Here is a 24,033-nt window from a genome sequence, read left to right as displayed (position 1 = left end):
GGTGTTCTACATGACAATTGAGCACGTATTTGTAATTGGTGCAGGCCAAATGGGCGGAGGGATCGCCCAAGTTTGTGCACAAGCAGGCTATCAAGTAACGCTCCATGACATCAATGAAGAAGCATACGACCGCGGTTTCCAAGTAATTAAGAAAAACTTGAACCGCAATGTGGAAAAAGGGAGAATGACAGAGGATGAAATGCAAGAAGTCCTCGGTCGTTTTACGAAGTCAACTGATCTACAACATGCAAAAACGGCAGATATCGTTATTGAAGCGGCTGTTGAAAATATGTCGGTAAAGACAAAAATCTTCGCAGAGCTAGATGAAATCACACCCGCTCATACGATTTTGGCAACGAATACTTCTTCTTTGCCTATCACGGAAATTGGCGCAGCTACCAAGCGTCCTGGAAAAGTGATTGGTATGCACTTTATGAACCCTGTACCTGCCATGAAACTCGTGGAAATTATTCGTGGTCTCGCAACAGACGATGAAGTGTATGAAGCAGTCGAAGAAATGACGAAGAAATTAAGTAAAACACCAGTCGAAGTAAATGACTATCCAGGCTTTGTCGCGAATCGCATCTTGATGCCGATGATCAATGAAGCAATCTTTACATTGTATGAAGGGGTAGCGACAAAAGAAGCAATTGACGACGTCATGAAGATGGGTATGAATCACCCGATGGGACCGCTGCAATTGGCAGACTTCATTGGTTTGGATACATGCCTCTACATCATGGAAACACTTTACGAAGGATTTGGAGATTCTAAATATCGTCCATGTCCGTTATTACGTAAATACGTCAAAGCGGGTTGGTATGGTAAAAAGACGGGTAAAGGTTTTTACACGTACGAGTGAATGGATTAATCCGAAAGTTAGAGGTGAGGAAGATGGATTATACATTTTCAGAAGAACAACAAATGATGCGTCAAATGGTTCGTGATTTTGCGAAAAAGGAAATCGAGCCATGGATTCCGCGAATGGAAGAGGGAGAATTTCCTCGCGAACTGGTAGAAAAAATGGGTGAGCTTGGATTGATGGGAATTACAGCGCCTGAACAATATGGTGGTTCTGAAATGGACTTTGTATCATACATCATTGCCATCCATGAGTTATCTAAAGTAAGCGCCGTCGTAGGTGTCATATTATCTGTCCACACTTCTGTTGGAATGAATCCAATCCTCTACTTCGGCAATGAAGAACAAAAGAATCGCTACTTACCTAAAATGGCATCAGGTGAGTATTTAGGTGCGTTCTGTCTAACAGAAGCTTCCTCTGGATCAGACGCTGGCTCCTTAAAGACAAAAGCAAAACGTGTGGATGATGAGTATATCATTAACGGATCCAAAATGTTTATCACGAACGGTGGAGAAGCGGATGTCTATATTGTTTTTGCCAACACTGCACCGGAAAAAGGAACATACGGCATTACCGCTTTCATTGTCGAGAAAAACACGCCAGGACTCGTGATTGGTAAAGACGAAAAGAAAATGGGCTTGCACGGTTCGCGTACAGTTGAGTTAACTTTTGATAATATGAAAATACCGGTTGGAAATAGACTTGGTGAAGAAGGCCAAGGCTTTAAAATTGCGATGGCTAACTTAGATGTCGGAAGAATCGGTATCGCTGCCCAAGCGCTTGGCATTGCAGAGGCTTCACTAGATGCTGCTGTAAATTATGCAAAAGAGCGTGAACAATTCGGTAAACCAATTGCTAGTAATCAAGGCGTCGGTTTTAAACTGGCGGATATGGCTACTGCAACAGAAGCTGCGAGACTACTAGTGTATAGAGCTTCGTGGCTTCGCTCGGAAAACAAACCATGTGCTAAAGAAGCTTCCATGGCTAAACTTTTTGCCGCACAAGCAGCAGTAGATAACTCTATTGAAGCTGTCCAAGTGTTCGGCGGCTATGGTTACACGAAAGACTATCCGGTAGAACGTTACTTCCGTGATGCCAAGGTCTGCCAAATTTATGAAGGCACCAGCGAAATTCAACGAGTCGTCATAGCGAAACACGTGACTAACTGATGCTTAATCAAAGCAATTGGGATAAAACTTAATTAAACAAATATAAGGGGTGGGAAAATAATGGACTTTAAACTATCAGAAGAACATGAAATGATCCGTAAAATGGTAAGGGACTTTGCGCAGAAAGAAGTAGCACCAACCGCAGCGCAACGAGACGAAGATGAAACATTCGATATGGATATTTTCCGAAAAATGGCTGAACTTGGACTTACGGGTATTCCTTGGCCAGAAGAATACGGGGGGATTGGCAGCGACTATCTTGCTTACGTCATCGCAGTAGAAGAGCTATCGAGAGTTTGTGCATCTACCGGCGTCGTCCTGTCTGCACATACGTCACTTGCTGGCTGGCCGTTATTTAAATATGGCAACGAAGAGCAAAAACAAAAATACTTACGCCCGCTTGCTGAAGGCTCAAAAATGGGGGCATACTGCCTAACCGAAGGAGGTTCTGGCTCAGATGCGGGTGGCATGAAAACTACAGCAAAACTTGATGGTGACGACTACGTGCTAAACGGCTCGAAAATTTTCATCACGAACGGTGGAATTGCTGACACATATATTGTCTTCGCTGTTACGGATCCTGAATCCAAACATAAAGGGACGAGTGCATTTATCGTTGAAAGCACGTTTGAAGGGTTCTCTGTAGGTAAAAAAGAGAAGAAATTGGGGATTCGCTCTTCACCTACAACAGAAGTCGTGCTTGATAATTGCCGCGTGCCGAAAGAAAATCTTCTCGGTGAAGAGGGTGATGGTTTCATCATCGCTATGAAGACACTGGATGGCGGGCGAAACGGGATTGCTGCTCAAGCGGTCGGTATTGCACAAGGTGCGCTCGACGCATCCGTGGAGTATTCGAAAGAACGTGTACAATTTGGCAAACCAATCGTTGCTAATCAAGGCGTTAGCTTTAAGTTGGCAGATATGGCTACGTCCATTGAAGCGTCACGTTTACTAACGTATCAGGCAGCGTGGCTAGAATCTAATGACCTACCATACGGCAAAGCGTCAGCAATGGCGAAATTGATGGCTGGCGATACAGCGATGAAAGTAACGACAGAAGCTGTTCAAATATTTGGGGGCTATGGCTATACAAAAGATTATCCAGTAGAACGATATATGCGTGACGCGAAAATTACGCAAATTTACGAAGGAACACAAGAAATTCAGCGTCTCGTCATTTCTCGTATGCTGACGAAATAACAGGAGGTGTACGACATGCCAAAGCATGAAGTGAAGTCCACGGTCAAAGATGAAGAATTGATTCGGAAAAGACGCGAGCAAATTAGTCGTGGTGCCGTGAAATTATTCATCGACAAAGGCTTCCACCGCACGACTACACGTGAAATTGCTAAGGAAGCGGGCTTCAGTATTGGCACGCTGTACGAGTATATCCGTACGAAAGAAGATGTGCTGTATCTCGTATGCGACAATATTTATGATGAAGTGAATGTGCGACTAGCTAAATTAGATACAAATGACAATACGGTAGAAGGCTTGCGCATGGCAATTGCCAACTATTTTGAAGTCATTGATGATATGTCCGATGAATTCCTTGTCATGTATCAAGAGTCGAAATCATTGCCAAGCGAAGCATTGAGCTATGTGTTAACTAAAGAACTTGAGATGGTGCAACAATTCGAAACAATCATTCAACGTTGCATGGAAGCAGGCAACTTACGTGTTAGACCGGAAGAGGTCTCTTTAACAGCGCATCATATTCTCGTACAAGGCCAAATGTGGTCATTCCGCAGATGGGCACTGCGCAGAGAATATACATTGGAGCGTTACATCCAAGTGCAAACAGACCAAATCATTAATGGACTAGCAAAATAAACAATAGACTCCGCCACGCGAGATTTCCGTGGCGGTAGTCTGTATGTAGGGGAAGGCGGAAAGCTAATGGCTACTGAAGAAATTTATAAACCGAAACATCATATTCGTTTTGTTACGGCATCCAGTCTATTTGATGGGCATGATGCATCAATCAATATTATGCGGAGAATTTTACAGTCAACCGGAGCAGAAGTCATTCATCTCGGCCATAACCGATCTGTTGAGGAAGTTGTAAATGCTGCTATTCAGGAAGATGTACAGGGCATTGCTATTTCATCCTACCAAGGTGGGCATGTGGAGTATTTTAAATATATGTATGATTTGTTAAAAGAAAGAGGCGCTTCTCATATTAGAATCTTCGGTGGTGGCGGAGGAGTCATCATCCCGAAGGAAATCAAAGAATTGCATGAATACGGCATTCAATGGATCTTTTCGCCAGAAGATGGGCGGAAAATGGGTCTGCAAGGTATGATCAACCGAATTATGGAACTATCGGATTTCTCCACGACACCCGAAAATGAAGAAGCGAATCTAGAAAAACTGACTACCGAAACACCTGGTGTCTTAGCGAATCTCATTACCTATGTTGAAGATAAGCACTTGAAGAATGATGAGGCAGCTAAAAAGTTAGTAGAAAACGCACGTAACCTTTCGAAGAATACACCGGTACTTGGAATTACAGGTACAGGCGGAGCGGGGAAAAGTTCCCTTACGGATGAATTAATCAGACGTTTTTTACGGGAATTCCCAGACAAGCGTATAGCTATTCTCTCCGTCGATCCAACGAAGCAAAAGACGGGCGGCGCATTGCTTGGTGATAGAATTCGTATGAATGCTATTTTTAATGACCGCGTCTATATGCGCAGTTTGGCGACGAGAGGTTCGCGTTCGGAATTGACGACTGCTATTCATGATGTGCTAGATGTCACGAAAGCTGCAGGCTATGATTTAATCATCGTCGAAACGAGTGGAATTGGGCAAGGAGATGCACAAATAACGGATATTTCAGACGTTTCCATGTATGTTATGACGAGTGAATTTGGAGCGCCAACACAGCTTGAAAAAATTGATATGATTGACTTTGCGGACTTAATTGTTATTAATAAGTTCGAACGAAAAGGTTCGGAGGATGCATTAAGTCAAGTACGTAAACAATATCAGCGAAGCCATACATTGTTTGATAAAGAATTAGACACAATGCCAGTATTCGGTACAATTGCAAGCCAGTTTAATGACAAAGGAACGAATATCTTGTTCGCGGCACTCGTTGATCAACTGAATAAAACGTGCGACTTAGATTGGGCAACGAGTTATTCGGAATCCATTACAGAGCAAAAACAAACGGTCATCATTCCGCCTGACCGCAGCCATTATTTACGAGAAATTGCATCAACGGTACGTAATTATCACGCGAAATCTAAACAACAAGAAGAGTTAGCACGTCGCTTATTTCAGCTTGAAGGGGCAATAGAAGCGGTAAAAGAAGCAGATTCCAATGAAGCGTTAATCAATTCACTAACTAGTTTAAAAGAAGGCATAGAAGAGCAACTAACTAGCGAATCTAAACGTGCGTTAGCGAACTGGGAAGCGTTGCGGAAATCTTATGAGCAAGACGAGTATGTTGTGAAGATTCGTGATAAAGAAATTCGGACAGCACTTCATACGACTAGTTTATCGGACTTAAAAATTCCGAAAGTCATTTTGCCTAAATATAAGGATTATGGAGAAATCTTACGCTTTGTCTACAGGGAAAACGTCCCCGGTTCATTCCCTTATACAGGAGGCGTGTTCCCGTTCAAACGTGAAGGGGAAGATCCGAAACGTCAATTCGCTGGAGAAGGGACACCAGAGCGAACAAACCGCAGATTCCACTATGTCTCAAAGGACGACGATGCCAAACGTTTATCGACAGCATTTGACTCGGTTACGTTATACGGTGAAGATCCTGATGAAAGACCAGATATTTACGGTAAAGTTGGTGAATCAGGAGTTAGCATTTGTACGCTTGAAGATATGAAGAAACTCTATGCTGGATTTGATCTGTGTGCACCATCAACATCTGTTTCAATGACGATTAACGGACCTGCGCCAATTATTTTAGCGATGTTCATGAATGCGGCTGTTGATCAACAAGTACGTAAAAAAGAACAAGAACTTGGCCGCACATTAACAGTTGAAGAATTCACAGATGTACGTGCAATGACGTTCCAGACCGTTCGCGGTACCGTGCAAGCCGATATTCTAAAAGAGGATCAAGGGCAAAACACATGTATCTTCTCTACCGAATTCGCTTTACGTCTAATGGGCGACATCCAACAATATTTCATTGATAAAAACGTGCGTAATTACTATTCTGTATCTATTTCTGGCTATCATATTGCAGAAGCTGGAGCAAACCCTATTTCGCAATTAGCCTTCACATTGGCAAATGGTTTCACCTATGTCGAATATTACTTAAGCCGCGGGATGCATATTGATGACTTCGCACCGAACTTGTCGTTTTTCTTCTCGAACGGACTCGATCCAGAGTATACCGTTATCGGACGCGTTGCACGCCGCATCTGGGCAATTACGATGCGCGATAAATACGGTGCCAATGAACGAAGCCAGAAGCTGAAATACCATATTCAAACATCAGGTCGTAGCTTGCACGCACAAGAAATCGACTTCAATGATATCCGTACGACATTGCAAGCGTTAATGGCACTACAAGATAACTGTAACTCGCTTCACACAAATGCTTACGACGAAGCGATTACAACACCAACGGAAGAATCTGTGCGCCGCGCCATGGCAATCCAGATGATTATCACAAAAGAACACGGCTTATCAAAAAACGAAAATCCACTACAAGGTGCATACATCATTGACGAACTAACGACCCTAGTGGAAGACGCTGTGCTTCAAGAATTCGATCGTCTAAATGATCGTGGCGGCGTGCTCGGCTCTATGGAAACACAGTACCAGCGAGGTAAAATCCAAGAAGAGTCCATGCACTACGAGATGAAAAAACACTCGGGCGAACTACCAATCATTGGTGTCAATACGTACTTGAACCCGAACCCGCCATCTGAAGAGGATATTGATAATATGGAACTTGCACGTGCAACGCAAGAGGAAAAGCAAGCGCAAATCCGCAACTTGCGCGCATTCCAATCCGCACATGCAGACGAGGCAGGGCAGGCATTACATGACCTTCAACAAACGGCCATTTCAGGGGGCAACGTCTTCGCCGAATTGATGAAAACAGTCCAAGTCGCCAGTCTAGGCCAAATCACCAATGCATTGTATGAAGTAGGCGGCCAGTACCGACGGAATATGTAACAAGCCAAAAGCTGCGTAACCCACGCAGCTTTTTTTACTGCAATTTCACTGTCGCGCTCATAGAAAGAGGTCTCGCGCTCATAGCCAACGTGACCGCGCTCATAGAAAGTGCCCCCGCGCTCATAGCTAACGTCCGAGCGCTCATAGAAAGTGCCCCCGCGCTCATAGCTAACGTCCGAGCGCTCATAGAAAGTGCCCCCGCGCTCATAGCTAACGTCCGAGCGCTCATAGAAAGAGGTCCCGCGCTCATAGAAATTACCCAAATATAAAAACCTTCCACACAATAGTGGATAAATTTTCAATTCCAACAGTATAATAGAATCAACGAAGAGAAAGGGTGTGCTAAATGTGAGGTGGTATCACCATGCAATCATAATTACACTACTATTGATTCTCACATTTTTCCTTTATAATAGCGGCTTAGGAGCAATCCCCTTCACCTTAACGGCCATATACTTAGGATGTTTGACGGTAAAAGAGTATATAAACGTAAAGAGAAGCAAAAGAATGTAGCATATTGGAAGACAAACTGTATATAATGTAAACTATGCTTATGTGATTGAAGAAAGGACGTGCCATACATTGAATATCCACGAAATGACAAGAGAAGAACTATTGGAAGAGTCGTTCATCAATATTACACACCATATCTTAACCGAACGACGTGAATCCCTAACATTACAACAACTGATGGACGAAATACGGAAAATGACAGGTCTTTCTGAAAAAGAAATGAAAGAAAGAATCCTTCAATTCTATACAGATTTAAACGTGGATGGAAGATTCCTTGCGATTCAAGACAATCGCTGGGGATTACGCGAATGGTATCCAGTAGACCAAATCGAAGAAGAAACAGCACCAGTTGTAAAAGTACGTAAGAAGAAAAAGAAGAAAAAAGACTACGATGATGAAGATGAAGAAATCGAAGACGATGACGAAGATGAAGATATCTTCGATGAAGAATATGTAGAACTCGGCGAAGAAGACGATGATGAAGAAGAGGAAGACGAAGAAGTAATCGAGATTGAAGAAGAATTGATCGATCCGGACGATGACTTAGAAGTGATTCCTGAAGAAGAACTCGACATCGATGAAGAAGATGAAGAGGAAGAGGAAGAGGAAGACGAGTTCGAAGAAGGTGTATAAACAGACTTGACATTTGGAGCCTGAAAATATAAGATTTGTATGGGCTCCTGAAAAGGACACATGAATTCATGTATACGCGCTCCTTATTGTAGTTAAGCTACAACTGGGGCGCTTTTTATATTTTTCACTTCAGCCTTCGAGTATATAAATAGAATAAATGGAGGAAGTACACATGACAAAATATATTTTTATAACAGGCGGCGTCGTTTCGTCTTTAGGTAAAGGAATCAACGCAGCATCTCTAGGCAGATTGTTGAAAATGCGCGGATTGAAAGTCACGAACCAAAAATTCGATCCATACATCAATATCGACCCACGCATGATGAGCCCATACCAACACGGTGAAGTATTCGTTACAGAAGATGGCGCGGAAACGGATCTTGATATCGGACACTACGAGCGTTTCATCGACATTAAATGTAACCGATACTCAAACGTTACAATGGGTAAAGTGTATGACCTAGTGTTACGTAAAGAGCGTAGCGGGGAATATAAAGGAGCTACTGTACAAGTAATTCCACATATTACAAATGAAATCAAAGAACTAATCAAACGTGCAGGTCAAACACTAAATGCAGATGTTGTTATTACTGAAATTGGCGGTAGTGTAGGTGATATCGAATCATTGCCTTACCTAGAAGCCATTCGTCAATTGAAGACAGATTTGGCAAAAGATGATGTCATGTACATTCATACCACACTTATTCCATACCTACATGCTGCAGGTGAAATGAAGACGAAGCCAACACAGCACAGCGTGAAAGAATTGAGAAGTCTAGGAATTCAACCGAACATGATCGTTGTACGTAGTGAATATCCAGTACCACAAGAAATGAAAGACAAGATTGCGTTATTCTGTGATATTAAGCCAGAAGAAGTAATCGAAGCATTAGACGCAGAAACATTGTATGAAGTGCCACTACGTCTAAACGAACAGAATATGGATCAGTTAGTAGTTGACTACTTAGGCCTTGAAACACCACAGCCCGTATTGACAGAAGTTGAAGAACTCGTCACACTCGTCAAATCACTGAATGAAAAAGTGAAGATTGGTTTGGTTGGTAAGTATGTAGAACTTCAAGATGCTTACATTTCTGCAGTAGAAGCTATGCGTCATGCAGGGTACGCATTCGGTGCAGACATTGAAATCAAATGGATTGATTCGGAAGTGGTTACGAAAGAAAACGCGGAAGAATATCTTGGCGATGTCGATGGAATTCTCGTACCAGGTGGTTTCGGCGATCGTGGAATAGACGGGAAAATCGAAGCAATCACGTATGCGCGTGAACATAACGTACCATTCTTCGGTATCAGTCTCGGACTACAATTGGCAGCTACTGAAATCGCGCGCAATGTACTTGGTTTAGAAGATGCGCATTCATTAGAGTTCGATACAGAAACGAAAAACAAAATCACAGTATTCCACCCAGATTGCTTAACTGCGAGCGAAACAGACAGCACATTACGTCTAGGTGCGTATCCATGTAAAGTTACAGAAAACACAAAAGCTTATAATGCATACGGTGAAGAGTTAGTGTATGAACGTCACCGCCACCGTTATGAGATTAATGTTGCGTATCGCGGACAGTTGGAAGAAGCAGGACTCATCGTTTCGGGTATTAGCCCAGATGGTCGCTTGATCGAAATTATGGAATTGAAAGATCATCCATTCTTCATTGGTTGCCAATTCCACCCGGAGTTCGAATCACGCCCGACACGTCCACAACCGCTATTCCGCGAATTTATCCGCGCTTCATTGGAAAATCGCTAATCAGATATAAAAAATGCCGCCAGAAGGGTTATCCTTCTGGCGGCATTTTTGTATGTAGGCAAAGTAGATTATACCGTTTCGCTTCTAACATTAGCGAGTAGAATATCCAACTTATTACCTAGTATCTTAATTTGAACTTAATAAAGTAAAGAACAGATACCGAGTCATTTAAAAACAACAATGAAATCCCGAACCGCACATCAAGTATTCACCTTTACTTATTATGATTTCTGTTAAAACTCTTCATCATCCTCGAGCATTTCATCAAGTGATAACTTCACAGCTTCGTAAATGAAGAGAGCGGCCAGTGCGTGAGGTTGTACGATACGTTCGCCTGTTGGACCCGGAAGCAAACCTTTTTTCAAGCCGGTAGAAATATAAGTGAAAGCTAAATCTGCAAGTTCATTTGAATCATCTGCCGGACCCGAAGTCAGTGCTGCGAATGGAATGAACTGATCTGCCAGTTTTCGAGCAAGTGCTAAGGCGTCTGGATGATTTGCATTTCTTGCGAGTAGCCAAACACGATCTGCTTTCGTCGGTACCATTTCGTCGGTATAACGTACAGCTCCTTGTAAAGGCTCCGCACCATATAAAGCGGTAGCTGTTACGGCTTCCATTTCGTCAAATGTTGCAATAAGGATTCGACCTTCACCGACCAATGCCTGTGCCAATAATCGTGCCGTTTCATCTATATTCTCTTCCTGTCCGTCAGCAAGACGCTCTAAAAGACCTCTAATTTGTGTCGTCAATATTTTCATATATATCCCTCCGAACGTTCAGTATAGGGGAGAAAACAAAGAAGTGCAAAATAGATTGTAAAAAAAAAGAGGTGAAATTGAAATAATCGCGAATAATATACATGTATAGGGTTAGGTATCTAAAAAATGCGATAGAAATGAATCGATACGTTCATATCTAGCAATGTAAATCGTTATGCAAGCGCTTGCATTGCATGCGTACTAATCTAGAATACAAATTAGGTTAGTGTTCTAAATAAAATTACTGCTAAAGAAAAAGAGAAGCAGAGTAACCGGGGGGAATGGGGATGAAAAAACTATTGATTGTTGATGATCAAGCGGGGATTCGATTATTACTAGAAGAGATCTTCAAACAAGCTAATGTTGAAACATTGCTCGCTGCAAGTGGTAAGGAAGCTTTGGAAATACTAGAAGAAGTAAAACCTGATTGTATTTTATTAGATATGAAAATGCCGGGCATGAACGGTGTTGAAGTACTTCGTGAAATTAGAAAATCAAAGCCGGATGCGGTAGTTATGATGATGACTGCTTATAGTGAGATAGAATTAACAGAAGAAGCGGGAAGACTGGGGATCGATCATCATTTCACTAAACCGTTCGATATATTTGAAGTGCGGGACACTGTCTTAAAAAGGTTGGAATTACAAGGCATCTGACAGTAGTAATAATGTTCTGGATTTGGTATGCTATAGAGTAGAAAGTGTAATGAAAATGCACAAAACTCGTAGGAAAACCAAGGAGGAATTTTGAATGCCGCTCGTCTCGATGAAGGAAATGATGATTAAAGGGAAACAACAAGGATATGCAATCGGTCAATTTAACCTTAATAATTTAGAATATACACAAGCTATATTACAGGCTGCTGAAGAAGAGAAATCACCTGTTATTTTAGGGGTTTCAGAAGGTGCAGCACGTTATATGGGCGGCTTTAAAACAGTTGTTATGATGGTCAAAGGATTGATGGAGGATTTTGGTACAACTGTGCCTGTAGCGATTCATTTAGACCATGGCTCTAGCTTTGAGAAATGTAAAGAAGCAATTGAAGCGGGTTTCACGTCCGTGATGATCGATGCATCTTCCAAGCCACTTGAAGAAAACATTGAAATCACGAAAAAGGTAGTAGAATACGCAAAGCAGCATAATGTATCCGTAGAAGCAGAGCTTGGGGTTGTTGGTGGACAAGAAGACGACATCATTGCTGAAGGCGTAATCTACGCAGATCCTGCAGAGTGTAAAGAACTAGTAGAAAAGACAGGTATTGATTGCCTAGCTCCTGCACTTGGTTCAGTACACGGTCCTTATAAAGGTGAACCGAACTTAGGATTCGAGGAAATGGAGGAAATCTCTAAGCAAGGTGATATTCCACTCGTATTGCATGGTGGTACTGGAATCCCATTGAAAGATATCCAACGTGCGATTTCTTTAGGCACTTCTAAGATCAACGTTAATACAGAAAACCAAATTCAAGGTACACGGGCTGTTCGCGATATACTAACGGCAGATTCTGAAGTGTACGATCCACGCAAATATCTTGCGCCAATGCGCGAAGCTATCAAAGCAACAGTGATCGGCAAAATGCGCGAATTCGGTAGCTCGCAGCAAGCATAACCAAAGAATTTTGATTGAACGAAGGAGAAGTGCAATACGTCTCCTTCTTTTACATGGGTAATGAAAAAACAATACTTCTGGAGGGTCATACAATTGAAATTTTTTATTGATACTGCAAACTTTGATGAAATAAAAGAAGCACATAGCTGGGGGATTATTTCTGGCGTTACAACGAATCCTTCACTTGTTGCAAAGGAAAACATCTCGTTCCACGATCGTTTGAAAGAAATCACGGCACTTGTACCAGGTTCTGTAAGCGCGGAAGTCATCGCACTCGATGCAGAAGGTATGATTGAAGAAGGACGTAAACTGGCAAGCCTCGCGAAAAATATTACCGTGAAATTGCCAATGACACCTGAAGGTCTAAAAGCTTGTTCTGTATTTGCGGCAGAAGGAATTCAAACGAATGTCACGCTCATCTTCAGTGCGAACCAAGCGCTTTTAGCAGCACGTGCTGGTGCAACATATGTTTCACCATTCATCGGACGCTTAGATGATATTGGACAAAACGGTGTCGAGTTAATTGAAACGATTTCAGATATTTTTACAATCCACGATTTGGATACGCAAATTATTGCGGCTTCTATTAGACACCCTCAGCACATTACCGCTGCCGCATTAGCAGGAGCTCATATCGCGACGACACCATTTAATGTGTTGCAAAGCTTATTCGCACATCCGTTAACAGCTAAAGGAATCGATCAATTTCTGAAAGACTGGGAAACTAGAACGAATAAGTGATGGAACAAAAGGAGATCGAAATGGACGTTTACAAAATTAAAGGCGGCAAACGGCTACAAGGAACGATTAGAGTGAGTGGAGCTAAAAACAGCGCAGTTGCTCTCATTCCTGCTGCAATTCTAGCCGACTCCCCCGTAACGATTGCAGGCCTACCGGAGATTTCAGATGTTTTTACTTTACAAGCACTAGTTGAAGAAATTGGTGGAAAAGTGGAAATGGAAGACTGTAAGATGACGATTGATCCATCCGAAATCATTTCAATGCCGCTGCCAAATGGCAATGTCAAGAAGCTCCGTGCGTCGTATTATATGATGGGGGCGATGCTAGGTAAGTTCGGGCGTGCTGTCATCGGTTTACCAGGCGGCTGTCATCTGGGACCTAGACCAATCGATCAACATATCAAGGGATTTGAAGCGCTAGGCGCGACAGTAGAAAACGAACATGGTGCCATATATTTGCGTGCAGATGAATTACGCGGCGCGAAGATTTATTTAGATGTCGTTAGCGTCGGCGCGACAATTAACATTATGCTGGCGGCAGTTAAAGCCAAAGGTAAGACAATTATCGAAAATGCCGCAAAAGAGCCTGAAATCATTGATGTTGCGACACTTTTATCCAATATGGGTGCGAACATCAAAGGTGCAGGTACAAATGTTATTCGTATCGAAGGCGTGGAAAAACTGCATGGTACAAAACATACTATTATCCCGGATCGTATCGAGACGGGCACCTACATGATTATGGCAGCGGCTATTGGCGACGGCATTACAGTTGATAATGTGATCCCGCTTCATGTGGAGGCCGTTACAGCGAAACTCCGTGAGATGGGTGTCAAAGTAGAAGTCGGTGTGGAGCAGATTTACATTCCAAAAACTGAAAAGTTAGCAGCTGTTGATGTTAAAACATTAGTCTATCCAGGATTTCCAACAGACCTTCAGCAACCGTTCGGTGTACTTTCCACGCAAGCAGAAGGGTCTTCAATTTTGACAGATACGATTTATCCGGCGCGTTTCAAACAAATAGATGAACTACGTCGTATGAACGCAGACGGGCGAGTAGAAGGACGATCCGCCATCATTACAGGACCGACACCTTTGCATGCTGCGACTGTAGAAGCGACAGATTTACGTGCAGGTGCTGCATTGTTGATTGCCGGATTGATCGCAAGTGGAGAAACGGAAATTCGAGAAATTGAACATATTGAACGCGGATACGGTAAGATTATACAAAAGCTACAGAAGCTTGGCGCTGACATTAGCAAAGTGGAAGGTATCAAAACAGCTTCTATTTCTGAGTGACGATAATTGCCAATTCGTGTATAATAGATCCTAACGACACATTCGGGGTGCATACTAGCCATGGATGCGAACGTAGGTAAATGAAAGGTGAAACGTCACAAGCGTCTTACCACAAACAGGAGGAACAACACATTATGGAACGTAGTTTATCAATGGAATTAGTACGTGTAACAGAGGCAGCGGCTGTTGCGGCAGCTCGCTGGATGGGACGAGGAATGAAGAACGAAGCGGATGATGCTGCTACAGAAGCGATGCGTCAAGTATTCGATACAATCCCAATGGAAGGTATTGTTGTTATTGGGGAAGGCGAAATGGACGAAGCGCCAATGCTTTATATCGGTGAAGAACTAGGAACAGGTCACGGTCCAGCAGTAGACATCGCGGTCGATCCAGTAGAAGGAACGAACATCGTTGCAGCTGGTGGATGGAACGCGCTTGCTGTTCTAGCAGTTGCAGATAAAGGCAACCTATTGAATGCGCCAGATATGTATATGGACAAAATTGCAGTAGGTCCTGAAGCAGTAGGTAAAATTGATATTGACGCGACAGTTACTGAAAACTTGCACGCGGTAGCGAAAGCGAAAAATAAAGACATTACGGATATAGTCGCATCTGTCTTAAATCGTGAGCGCCATAAGGATATCATTGATGAAATCCGTTCAGCGGGCGCACGTATTAAGTTGATCAATGACGGAGACGTTGCGGCAGCGATCAATACAGCTTTCGACGATACGGGTGTCGATATTTTATTCGGAAGAGGCGGAGCACCTGAAGGCGTTATCGCTGCAGTTGGCCTAAAGTGTTTAGGTGGAGAATTCCAAGGGCGTCTTGTACCCTCCAATGATGAAGAACGCGAACGCTGCATTAAGATGGGCCTCGACGTAGATAAAGTATTGATGATGGACGACTTAGTTAAGGGTGATGACTGTATTTTCGCGGCAACTGGTATAACAGATGGTGAATTGATGGGCGGAGTGCAGTTTAAAGGCACATACTGCAGTACTCACTCACTAGTTATGCGCTCTAAATCAGGAACAATCCGTTTCGTAGAAGGTCGCCACAGCATGAAGAAAAAACCTCTTCTCGTTATGCAAGACTAACTCCCTCACATCCCGGTGTCGCAGCCGGGTCTCTATTTCCAAAACTATGAACGATCCATAATGCACATTATAGTGATAAAAGGAAAGGAAGTACGTTATGTATCTTCCTTTCTATTTATTTTGCGTCGAAATTTCCATATTATAAATGAAGAGTGGTGCACACAGATGACTATGATTACACTGGCGGACCTTGAGAATATGACGTTGAAAGACCTCTACGCTCTAGCGAAGCAGTTTAAAATTACGAATTACAGCAAATTGACAAAGAAAGAATTGATCTTTGCCATTTTGAAATCCCGTGCTGAACAAGAAGGTTACTTTTTCATGGAAGGTGTTCTAGAAATCATCCAATCTGAAGGGTACGGCTTCTTACGTCCGATAAACTATTCGTCAAGTTCAGAAGATATTTACATATCTGCTTCTCAAATCCGTCGTTTCGATTTGCGTAACGGTGATAAAGTAACGGGTAAAGTTCGTCCGCCAAAAGAAAACGAACGTTATTACGGCTTGTTGCAAGTAGAGGCAGTCAATGGACAAAACCCCGAAGTAGCACGTGAACGCGTACATTTCCCAGCGTTGACACCACTATATCCGGATCGTCAAATTAAGTTGGAGACAACGAAGAATAATATTTCTACACGTATCATGGATCTAGTTTCCCCAGTTGGATTCGGTCAGCGAGGCTTAATCGTCGCTCCTCCAAAAGCAGGGAAGACGATGTTGTTGAAGGAAATTGCCAATTCAATTACGGTCAATCATCCAGAAGCAGAATTAATTGTTCTTCTAATTGACGAGCGTCCTGAGGAAGTAACGGATATTGAACGTTCCGTTAACGCGGATGTAGTCAGTTCTACTTTTGACGAAGTGCCGCAAAATCATGTCAAAGTAGCGGAACTTGTACTTGAGCGCGCGATGCGTTTAGTCGAACATAAACGTGATGTCATCATCTTGATGGACTCCATTACTCGCTTGGCACGCGCATTTAACTTGGTGATTCCTCCAAGTGGACGTACTTTGTCAGGTGGGATTGATCCAGCGGCATTCCACCGACCAAAAAGATTTTTCGGTGCAGCGCGTAATGTAGAAGAAGGCGGAAGTTTAACGATTTTAGCGACGGCTTTAATCGAAACGGGCTCTCGTATGGATGAAGTCATCTATGAAGAATTTAAAGGAACCGGCAATATGGAACTACATTTAGATCGTAGTCTTGCTGAGCGTCGAATCTTCCCGGCACTTGATATTCGTCGTTCGGGTACAAGGAAAGAAGATCTTCTCGTTCCGTCTGAAAAACTAGAAAAACTATGGGCTATTCGAAAAACGTTCTCAGATGCCCCAGACTTCGCAGAACGCTTCCTGCGAAAACTCCGCCAATCTGAAAATAACGACGAATTCTTCGATAAACTGAATGAAGAAATGAAAGCTCACCGTAAAGGTAAAGGGTTACTTTAATATAGAAGCAACCAATAAAAATCCAAATCAAACAGTTGCGTATGACGTGCAATTTTGCTATACTATTCAAGTACAGTTTTCTGTACACTGCATATGCGGCTGACATAAACGGGCCGTGTAAGGCATCGATCCGTTTTATTGACAATTGGTCAATAAAGCACCCGAAATTTATACTCTGTTCCAGATGGTTCAGGGCGAGAGGAGAGAGACCGATGAAAGCAGGAATTCATCCTAATTACAAACTTGCAAACGTAACTTGCTCATGTGGCAATACATTCGAAACAGGTTCTGTAAAAGAGGATATTCGAGTAGAAGTATGCTCAGAATGTCACCCATTCTACACTGGACGCCAGAAGTTTGCTGCAGCGGACGGCCGTGTCGACCGTTTCAACAAGAAATACGGCATCAAGTCAGAAGGACAAGAGTAATCAAATGCCAGATACCCGTCAGGTGCAGTCGTGCCAGGCGGGTATTTTTATCATTTAGCACATTAAATTAGCTTAAATAATTCCGCGTGTGCTCATAGAATGCGTCCCCGCGCTCATAGAACGTGGTCCCGCGCTCATAGAACGTGGTCCCGCGCTCATAGAACTCGGTCCCGCGCTCATAGAACGTGGTCCCGCGCTCATAGAATGCGTCTTCACGCTCATAGAACGTGGTCCCGCGCTCATAGAACGAGTCCCCGCGCTCATAGAATGCGGTCTCGCGCTCATAGAACGCGTCCCCGCGCTCATAGAACTCGATCCCGCGCTCATAGAATGCGTTCCCGCGCTCATAGAACGTGGTCTAGCGCTCATAGAACCCGGCCAAAAGCGCATAATAACACTAAACCAAAATCAGCAAAAACCATACATAACACGACATTGAAGGGAGATTGAACATGTACGTTTCCATGCAAGGTGGCTGGATGGAAGTCATCTGCGGCAGTATGTTTTCAGGTAAATCGGAGGAGCTTATTCGTCGAATTCGTCGAGCGGAATTTGCTAAACAGAAGATTGCGGTATTCAAACCAGCAATTGATGACCGTTATAGTGAAGAGGCAGTAGTCAGTCACGATGGCTCATCAACGATTGCTAATCCAATCGTCAAAGCCTGTGAAATACCAGATCTTGTATCAGATGATTTCGATGTGGTCGCCATTGATGAAGCTCAATTTTTCGACGCTGACATACTTGAAGTTGCAATTGGCCTAGCGGATCGTGGATTCCGAGTAATTATCGCTGGACTCGATCAAGATTTCAGAGGAGAACCGTTTGGACCTATGCCACAACTAATGGCGGTTGCAGAACTTGTTACAAAGTTGCAAGCGGTATGTACGGTTTGTGGATCTCCTTCGAGTCGTACACAACGATTAATTGATGGACAACCTGCAAGGTATGATGATCCGATCATTCTAGTCGGTGCATCAGAAGCTTACGAACCACGTTGCCGACTACATCATGAAGTGCCTGTTAGCGCACATGTAAAATAAAACTCTAGACCGTCTATCCGCAAGCAAAAAAGGATAGGCGGTTCTGCTATACCATAAATCATCGCAAAAATCCCAATACTATAGAAGAGGTGAATTCATTATGTTCGATAGACTACAAGCAGTAGAGGATCGTTATGATCGACTCAATGAACTACTTAGTGACCCTGAAATCGTCAATAACTTAGACAAATTACGCACGTACTCGAAAGAACAATCTGACCTACAAGAAACAGTAGAAGTATATCGGGAATATAAAGAAGTTCAACAACAATATAAAAATGCCAAGGACATGCAGGAAGAACACTTGGATGACGAAATGAAAGAACTTGTCAAAATGGAAATTGATGACTTGGAAGATCGTATCGAACCATTAGAAGAACAATTGAAAGTCTTACTTATCCCCAAAGATCCAAATGATAATAAAAGTGTTATCATGGAAATTCGTGGAGCGGCTGGTGGAGATGAAGCCGCTTTATTCGCAGGTAGCTTGTATCGAATGTATACACGTTATGCAGAATCGAATCACTGGAAAGTCGAAGTACTAGACTCCTCACCAACAGAACTTGGTGGTTTTAAAGAGATCATCTTTATGATCGACGGTACGGGCGCGTATTCAAAGTTGAAGTATGAAAATGGTGCGCACCGTGTACAACGTGTACCAGAAACGGAATCAGGTGGGCGCACGCATACGTCTACTGCGACGGTCGCTTGCTTACCGGAGACGGAAGAAGTAGAAATCGAAATTCATGAAAAAGATATCCGTACCGATACATTTGCTTCGTCTGGCCCAGGCGGACAATCCGTCAACACGACGATGTCTGCTGTCAGATTAACGCATTTGCCGACTGGAATCACGGTATCTATTCAAGATGAAAAATCGCAAATCAAAAATAAAGAAAAAGCAATGAAAGTATTACGTGCCCGTGTCAATGATAAATTCATGCAAGAAGCCCAAGCAGAATACGATGAAAAACGAAAAACGGCTGTCGGATCTGGTGATCGTTCTGAACGAATCCGCACATATAACTTCCCGCAAAACCGCGTGACTGACCATCGAATTGGTCTAACTATCCAAAAGCTCGATCAGGTGATTGAAGGGAAGTTGGATGAAGTCATTAACGCATTGATTATCGAAGAACAAGCACATCGCTTAGAAAGTTTAGATAAAAATGACTGAGACAATCTTTGAAGCCGTTCAACGCGCGAAGCAAATACTTGATGCGCGTGGACTGGAGCCTAGGGCAGCGGAAATGGCGATGCTTGCGGTAACAGGGAAAAGTCAGGCTAATTATCTTGCTAGTCTAAACGAGAAACTATCTACAGAACATTACACAGTATTTTGGACTTATATGAATGAATTAGTGACGGGAAAACCGATTCAATACATTCTTGGGGAAGAATCATTTTATGGCCTACCATTCGAAGTGAATGAGCATGTCTTAATTCCACGTCCTGAAACAGAAGAATTAGTGCACTATGCATTGGAGCGCGCGAATAAATTGTTTGGTGATGAAACGATTCGTGTAGCTGATATAGGAACGGGTAGCGGAGCAATTGCGGTAGCATTCAAAAAAGAACGTCCAAGTGCACAAGTGACCGCCACAGACTTTAGTAAAGAAGCACTTGAAGTAGCAATGCGAAATGCTAAGCGCAATGAAGTAGAAATCACATTTTTACAAGGCGATATGGAAGAACCGCTTGAGCAGCAAACGTGGGATATCATTTTATCTAACCCACCTTATATCGCAGCGCACGAAAAAACAGCAATGTCACCTACAGTCTATGACTTCGAACCCGCGTCTGCATTATTTGCGGAAGAAGACGGACTATACTTTTATCGCAGACTGGCAGAACGGCTAGTATCTATGATGAACCGTCCAGCGCTCATCGGTTTTGAAATTGGCTATCAACAAGGAAAAGCGGTGCAACAATTCCTTGAAAAAGCCTTTCCTGAAGCGAAAGTGGATATCGTACAAGATATCAACAAAAAAGATCGAATGATATTTTGTGAGATTCGATGAATAAAACACCCTCTTGCGGGTCATGATAGATTGCAGGAGGGGATGACATGTTACAAGATTATCCGATTACACAACAACCAACCAAAACTTCAAAACTAATTGCTTTTATAGAATTTACACTCGTGCTACTGGCGATTCAAGGGGTGCTAGTATTATTTAGTCAAGAAGTACCTACAAATGAAGCTACGCAGTTTCGCATTCTAGCAAACTCAAATACGGTAGCAGATCAGCAAGTAAAACAACAAGTCCAAACAATAATTGCACCTTTACTGGAACAAGCGATTAGCCACTCAGCAACGACGCAACAAATGAAAGAACAGCTACACGTATTGGAGCCAAAAATTATCGAACTCGCCACACAACAAACGAATGGATTGCCTGTAACGATTGAATACGGAGCTGCATTAATTCCGCCGAAAAGGATCGGATTTGCGATTCAGCAACAAGGTGTGTATGATGCGTACGTCTTGAAAATAGGTAAAGGTAAGGGGGATAATTGGTGGTGTGCATTGTTCCCGAATGTTTGTTATCCGGAAGAAGCAACAGTTGCTGAAACGGAAGAAGAGCCTGTTACATTTTTCATTTGGGAGTGGATAAAGTCGTTGTTCTCATAAAACTATTCACACTTTTTGTGGATAAAATCAATGAAATGTGTATAAAAAGGGGTTGAGTACATGGATACGGTTAGCAAAACGGTGGATAACCCCGTGGATAAGGATGGAATATATGAACAAGCTGTGGATATCCTTCGCAACGGAGGAGTTGTGGCATTCCCGACTGAAACAGTTTACGGTCTTGGAGCTATCGCAACAGACGAGAAAGCTGTGCAACGAATCTTTGAAGCGAAGGGTAGACCAGCGGATAACCCGCTGATTGTACATATTGGAAGAATAGAAGAAGTTGAGCAGTATGTTGCGGAAATACCTGAAGTAGCCAAAAAGTTAATGGAAGCATTTTGGCCGGGGCCGCTGACATTGGTGATGAAAAAAAAGCCTGGCATCATTGCTGAAACAGTGACTGCGGGTATGCATACAGTCGCGATCCGAATGCCTGACCATCCTGTAGCGCTGCAATTATTACAAAAACTTGAATTGCCTTTAGCGGCGCCTAGTGCCAATCGTAGTGGAAAACCGAGTCCGACTGAAGCGCAACATGTTTATCATGATTTAATAGGAAGAGTTCCATTAATTATAGATGGTGGTGCAACAGGTATTGGTGTGGAATCAACCGTTCTTGATGTCACAGTCACACCGCCTGTCATTTTACGTCCAGGTGGTATTGTTAAAGAACAGTTAGAGGAATTGATTGGTATAGTTCATCTAGCAACTAAACCGGAAGATGAAATCGAAACACCGCGTGCGCCGGGTATGAAATATACACATTACGCACCAGATGCACCGTTATTTATCATCAAACCGGACGCTATAATGATAGACGATGCGCTCGACACCATTCATCAACAACGAAAGCGTGCCGCAATTATCGGTCCAGATGAGTTATTTACAGAAAAAGCAGATTGGTACTTTTCAACAGGTGCTATCGATAGTCATGAAGCGATGGCAGCCAATCTGTATAAAGCGATTCGTCAATGTGATGCGACCGATGCAGATGTGATCTTAGCGATTGAAACCGATCTGTCAGGGATTGGTGCAGCAGTTATGAATCGGTTAGACAAAGCTTCTGACGGTAAGCGATTTTCTGAATGAACTAAATGATGAATAGCCCCCTCAAGCGGACGCATAAGATAGGTAGATGCGAACAGCAAGGGGGCTTACTCAATGATAGAAATCATAGCGGCAGTTATTACTACAATTGATATACTCATTGTCTATACGGTTCTTCAACTGCGTCGTGGTAGACTCATGATTGCGTTATGGACTACTATATTAAATATGCTGTTACCGCTTATAGGATTTTATATGGGCGAGTTAGTTGTGCAGTTTTTTGCGGGATGGAGTCAAGTTTTATCGGGTGTCATGCTTGGATTGATTGGCTTGCATATTTTATTAGATGATGCAGAACAACCATCTATGATAAAAAGAATATCGCCGTTTTTCTTAGCATTGCTTGTGAGTTTGGATGCATTTACCGTAAGTATGACATTCGGAATGATGCAGTTAAATAAATGGTTGTTTATTTTTGTTTCAGGTTTCTTTTCTCTCTTCTTCTCTAGTATAGCCTTGTTATCAACAGGACGTATTCGTTTCATTAATGGAATGTATATTAGATATTTAACAGGAAGCATATTTATCCTTATAGGCATATTATCTTTTATATTTTGAAGGGGATTGTATCTTGAATCTTATAAGTCCGTTATTCTGTAAAGTAGGTGAGGAAAATGAATATTTACTTTATTTGTACAGGAAATACATGTAGAAGTCCGCTTGCTGAAGCGATAGTAAACCACTCAAATGTGCCGGGTATTACAGCGAAATCTGCAGGGATTCATGCAATGGATGGCTTGCCGATCTCCGCCAACACCGCGCAGTTGTTGACAGAAGCCGGAATGTCGTACAAAGAGTTTTCAAATGAATTCAAACAATCTGACATGCAATGGGCAGATGTAGTCTTAACGATGACAGCAAGCCATCGAGATTTTCTACATAGTACATTTCCGGAGATGAAAAACAAAATTTTTACGCTGAAAGAGTATAGTGGTATACCTTTTAGTCCGGATGTACATGATCCCTTCGGTGGTGATCTAGCGACCTATCGTAAAACATTCAATGAGCTGACAGAACTTATCCATTCTGTCATTCAACAGCGCGCGGGTGGCAAACTATGATAGAAGTGAAGAGGAAAGTAGGACTAGGCAAAAAACTTGCATTGTTGTGTTTCTAGCAGTCATTTCCTATACAACTAGCGCAGTCTTTATCAATTGGGTTGAGCCAACGTTCTTCCCGAATGTCCGGCCATCCGTCAATAAATTGCTAACGTATGCGATGGTAGTACGAGCCGCCACAGAAAAACAGGTTGCTTCTATACAAAGGCATACGCAAGCCCGATTGGTCAGTAGATAGAAAACACAAGCCTCCGAATAAAGTCAGAAGCACGGACTTTATTCGAAGGCTTTTTCTGTTCCAAGAAAAATGCAGAAGTGATCATCACTGTACCCGCTTCCTGTCTGGCGGTAGGCGCCTTTGTTTGGTGGCGGGGAGTAAGTGGCATAGCTCATTGAAGTTAGTAAGGGTTTCAGTAAGATCAAGCCACTTCAATCCACTACTGTATGTATGGAAGCAATTTATCACTGTACTCACTGCGGCGCTGGCGGATGGCTCCCGCAATGAGCCAGACAGGAAGACCGCCTATCTGTCTCATTGCTCCGCCTACCGCTTGTAAGGCGCCTTCGTTAGGTGAGGGGAAGTGTGTGGCATAGTTTTTTGAAGTTAGTAAGGAATTTGGTAAGTTCAAGCCACTTCAATCCGCTTCTGTATGTAGCTAGTAATTCATCATTGTACCCACTACGGCGCTGGCGGATGGCT

Annotated in this window: 24 protein-coding genes; 23 read left to right on the top strand and 1 reads right to left on the bottom strand. The window is 42.9% G+C overall.

The features are described from left to right. Window positions 1-10: 10 nt before the first annotated feature. From CSV79_RS04910 to CSV79_RS04880, 8 genes are all read left to right on the top strand, one after another. Window positions 11-862: a 3-hydroxybutyryl-CoA dehydrogenase gene (locus tag CSV79_RS04910; protein WP_099687925.1), complete on the top strand. Its 852-nt coding sequence runs from the start codon at window positions 11-13 to the stop codon at window positions 860-862. A 32-nt stretch (window positions 863-894) separates the two neighbouring features. Continuing rightward, window positions 895-2,031 carry an acyl-CoA dehydrogenase gene (locus CSV79_RS04905; RefSeq protein WP_099687924.1) on the top strand — a complete coding sequence of 379 codons (1,137 nt, stop codon included), beginning with the start codon at window positions 895-897 and terminating at the stop codon, window positions 2,029-2,031. 60 nt (window positions 2,032-2,091) lie between these two features. Further along, entirely contained in the window at window positions 2,092-3,231 is a 1,140-nt protein-coding gene (locus tag CSV79_RS04900; protein WP_099687923.1) for an acyl-CoA dehydrogenase, read from the top strand. A gap of 15 nt (window positions 3,232-3,246) precedes the next feature. After that, window positions 3,247-3,864, top strand: coding sequence for a TetR/AcrR family transcriptional regulator (locus tag CSV79_RS04895; protein ID WP_099687922.1), 618 nt, complete (start codon window positions 3,247-3,249; stop codon window positions 3,862-3,864). A gap of 66 nt (window positions 3,865-3,930) precedes the next feature. Continuing rightward, window positions 3,931-7,188, top strand: a complete 3,258-nt coding sequence (gene icmF, locus CSV79_RS04890) for a fused isobutyryl-CoA mutase/GTPase IcmF (RefSeq protein WP_099687921.1) — start codon at window positions 3,931-3,933, stop codon at window positions 7,186-7,188. Between the two features lie 89 nt (window positions 7,189-7,277). Beyond that, window positions 7,278-7,457, top strand: a complete 180-nt coding sequence (locus CSV79_RS16555) for a hypothetical protein (protein WP_143560537.1) — start codon at window positions 7,278-7,280, stop codon at window positions 7,455-7,457. 313 nt (window positions 7,458-7,770) lie between these two features. After that, a complete protein-coding gene (gene rpoE, locus CSV79_RS04885; protein WP_099687920.1) occupies window positions 7,771-8,334 on the top strand; it encodes a DNA-directed RNA polymerase subunit delta in 564 nt (187 codons plus the stop codon). Window positions 8,335-8,506: 172 nt separating this feature from the next. Further along, on the top strand, window positions 8,507-10,105 hold the full coding sequence (locus CSV79_RS04880) for a CTP synthase (RefSeq protein WP_099687919.1): 1,599 nt from the start codon (window positions 8,507-8,509) through the stop codon (window positions 10,103-10,105). A 233-nt stretch (window positions 10,106-10,338) separates the two neighbouring features. Here the strand turns inward: CSV79_RS04880 and CSV79_RS04875 are convergent, their stop codons facing one another. Then, entirely contained in the window at window positions 10,339-10,863 is a 525-nt protein-coding gene (locus CSV79_RS04875) for a DUF2529 family protein (protein WP_099687918.1), read from the bottom strand. Between the two features lie 287 nt (window positions 10,864-11,150). Here CSV79_RS04875 and CSV79_RS04870 point away from each other — a divergent pair, with 287 nt between their 5' ends. The 15 genes from CSV79_RS04870 (at window position 11,151) to CSV79_RS04800 (ending at window position 23,336) form a co-directional block, all read left to right on the top strand. After that, window positions 11,151-11,519, top strand: a complete 369-nt coding sequence (locus CSV79_RS04870; protein WP_099687917.1) for a response regulator — start codon at window positions 11,151-11,153, stop codon at window positions 11,517-11,519. A 94-nt stretch (window positions 11,520-11,613) separates the two neighbouring features. After that, a complete protein-coding gene (locus CSV79_RS04865) occupies window positions 11,614-12,471 on the top strand; it encodes a class II fructose-bisphosphate aldolase (protein WP_099687916.1) in 858 nt (285 codons plus the stop codon). 93 nt (window positions 12,472-12,564) lie between these two features. Then, window positions 12,565-13,212 (top strand): fructose-6-phosphate aldolase, encoded by a 648-nt coding sequence (fsa, locus tag CSV79_RS04860; protein ID WP_099687915.1) that lies wholly within the window; start codon window positions 12,565-12,567, stop codon window positions 13,210-13,212. Window positions 13,213-13,232: 20 nt separating this feature from the next. Continuing rightward, the gene (locus tag CSV79_RS04855) at window positions 13,233-14,510 is read left to right on the top strand and encodes a UDP-N-acetylglucosamine 1-carboxyvinyltransferase (RefSeq protein ID WP_099687914.1); all 1,278 of its coding nucleotides are present in this window, start codon (window positions 13,233-13,235) and stop codon (window positions 14,508-14,510) included. A gap of 134 nt (window positions 14,511-14,644) precedes the next feature. Then, window positions 14,645-15,610, top strand: a complete 966-nt coding sequence (glpX, locus tag CSV79_RS04850; RefSeq protein ID WP_099687913.1) for a class II fructose-bisphosphatase — start codon at window positions 14,645-14,647, stop codon at window positions 15,608-15,610. A 165-nt stretch (window positions 15,611-15,775) separates the two neighbouring features. After that, window positions 15,776-17,059: a transcription termination factor Rho gene (gene rho / locus CSV79_RS04845; protein WP_099687912.1), complete on the top strand. Its 1,284-nt coding sequence runs from the start codon at window positions 15,776-15,778 to the stop codon at window positions 17,057-17,059. Between the two features lie 212 nt (window positions 17,060-17,271). Beyond that, a complete protein-coding gene (rpmE, locus tag CSV79_RS04840) occupies window positions 17,272-17,487 on the top strand; it encodes a 50S ribosomal protein L31 (protein ID WP_099687911.1) in 216 nt (71 codons plus the stop codon). Window positions 17,488-17,575: 88 nt separating this feature from the next. After that, window positions 17,576-17,926: a hypothetical protein gene (locus CSV79_RS04835; protein ID WP_099687910.1), complete on the top strand. Its 351-nt coding sequence runs from the start codon at window positions 17,576-17,578 to the stop codon at window positions 17,924-17,926. A gap of 13 nt (window positions 17,927-17,939) precedes the next feature. After that, window positions 17,940-18,530 carry a thymidine kinase gene (locus CSV79_RS04830; protein ID WP_099687909.1) on the top strand — a complete coding sequence of 197 codons (591 nt, stop codon included), beginning with the start codon at window positions 17,940-17,942 and terminating at the stop codon, window positions 18,528-18,530. A 100-nt stretch (window positions 18,531-18,630) separates the two neighbouring features. Then, the gene (gene prfA / locus CSV79_RS04825; protein WP_099687908.1) at window positions 18,631-19,707 is read left to right on the top strand and encodes a peptide chain release factor 1; all 1,077 of its coding nucleotides are present in this window, start codon (window positions 18,631-18,633) and stop codon (window positions 19,705-19,707) included. After that, complete coding sequence (gene prmC / locus CSV79_RS04820) at window positions 19,700-20,551, top strand: peptide chain release factor N(5)-glutamine methyltransferase (protein ID WP_099687907.1); 852 nt, start codon at window positions 19,700-19,702, stop codon at window positions 20,549-20,551. Before prfA ends, prmC begins: the two co-directional genes overlap by 8 nt. Window positions 20,552-20,598: 47 nt before the next feature. Continuing rightward, window positions 20,599-21,165, top strand: coding sequence for a stage II sporulation protein R (locus CSV79_RS04815; RefSeq protein WP_099687906.1), 567 nt, complete (start codon window positions 20,599-20,601; stop codon window positions 21,163-21,165). 60 nt (window positions 21,166-21,225) lie between these two features. Further along, window positions 21,226-22,257: an L-threonylcarbamoyladenylate synthase gene (locus tag CSV79_RS04810; RefSeq protein ID WP_099687905.1), complete on the top strand. Its 1,032-nt coding sequence runs from the start codon at window positions 21,226-21,228 to the stop codon at window positions 22,255-22,257. A 72-nt stretch (window positions 22,258-22,329) separates the two neighbouring features. Further along, on the top strand, window positions 22,330-22,833 hold the full coding sequence (locus CSV79_RS04805) for a manganese efflux pump (RefSeq protein WP_099687904.1): 504 nt from the start codon (window positions 22,330-22,332) through the stop codon (window positions 22,831-22,833). 56 nt (window positions 22,834-22,889) lie between these two features. After that, the gene (locus tag CSV79_RS04800; protein ID WP_099687903.1) at window positions 22,890-23,336 is read left to right on the top strand and encodes a low molecular weight protein arginine phosphatase; all 447 of its coding nucleotides are present in this window, start codon (window positions 22,890-22,892) and stop codon (window positions 23,334-23,336) included. Window positions 23,337-24,033 lie beyond the last annotated feature (697 nt).

The organism is Sporosarcina sp. P13, from assembly GCF_002743055.1.
Lineage (GTDB): Bacteria > Bacillota > Bacilli > Bacillales_A > Planococcaceae > Sporosarcina.
This window is presented reverse-complemented; position numbering and strand designations above follow the sequence as displayed.

Coding starts and splice junctions, on each gene's coding strand:
- CSV79_RS04910 (WP_099687925.1), top strand. CDS start 11: ATGACAATTGAGCACGTATTTGTAATTGGTGCAGGCCAAATGGGCGGA.
- CSV79_RS04830 (WP_099687909.1), top strand. CDS start 17,940: ATGTACGTTTCCATGCAAGGTGGCTGGATGGAAGTCATCTGCGGCAGT.
- CSV79_RS04900 (WP_099687923.1), top strand. CDS start 2,092: ATGGACTTTAAACTATCAGAAGAACATGAAATGATCCGTAAAATGGTA.
- icmF (WP_099687921.1), top strand. CDS start 3,931: ATGGCTACTGAAGAAATTTATAAACCGAAACATCATATTCGTTTTGTT.
- prmC (WP_099687907.1), top strand. CDS start 19,700: ATGACTGAGACAATCTTTGAAGCCGTTCAACGCGCGAAGCAAATACTT.
- CSV79_RS04905 (WP_099687924.1), top strand. CDS start 895: ATGGATTATACATTTTCAGAAGAACAACAAATGATGCGTCAAATGGTT.
- CSV79_RS04800 (WP_099687903.1), top strand. CDS start 22,890: ATGAATATTTACTTTATTTGTACAGGAAATACATGTAGAAGTCCGCTT.
- CSV79_RS04815 (WP_099687906.1), top strand. CDS start 20,599: ATGTTACAAGATTATCCGATTACACAACAACCAACCAAAACTTCAAAA.
- CSV79_RS04875 (WP_099687918.1), bottom strand. CDS start 10,863: ATGAAAATATTGACGACACAAATTAGAGGTCTTTTAGAGCGTCTTGCT.
- CSV79_RS04855 (WP_099687914.1), top strand. CDS start 13,233: ATGGACGTTTACAAAATTAAAGGCGGCAAACGGCTACAAGGAACGATT.
- rho (WP_099687912.1), top strand. CDS start 15,776: ATGACTATGATTACACTGGCGGACCTTGAGAATATGACGTTGAAAGAC.
- CSV79_RS04895 (WP_099687922.1), top strand. CDS start 3,247: ATGCCAAAGCATGAAGTGAAGTCCACGGTCAAAGATGAAGAATTGATT.
- CSV79_RS04870 (WP_099687917.1), top strand. CDS start 11,151: ATGAAAAAACTATTGATTGTTGATGATCAAGCGGGGATTCGATTATTA.
- prfA (WP_099687908.1), top strand. CDS start 18,631: ATGTTCGATAGACTACAAGCAGTAGAGGATCGTTATGATCGACTCAAT.
- CSV79_RS04805 (WP_099687904.1), top strand. CDS start 22,330: ATGATAGAAATCATAGCGGCAGTTATTACTACAATTGATATACTCATT.
- glpX (WP_099687913.1), top strand. CDS start 14,645: ATGGAACGTAGTTTATCAATGGAATTAGTACGTGTAACAGAGGCAGCG.
- CSV79_RS04810 (WP_099687905.1), top strand. CDS start 21,226: ATGGATACGGTTAGCAAAACGGTGGATAACCCCGTGGATAAGGATGGA.
- CSV79_RS04865 (WP_099687916.1), top strand. CDS start 11,614: ATGCCGCTCGTCTCGATGAAGGAAATGATGATTAAAGGGAAACAACAA.
- CSV79_RS04880 (WP_099687919.1), top strand. CDS start 8,507: ATGACAAAATATATTTTTATAACAGGCGGCGTCGTTTCGTCTTTAGGT.
- rpmE (WP_099687911.1), top strand. CDS start 17,272: ATGAAAGCAGGAATTCATCCTAATTACAAACTTGCAAACGTAACTTGC.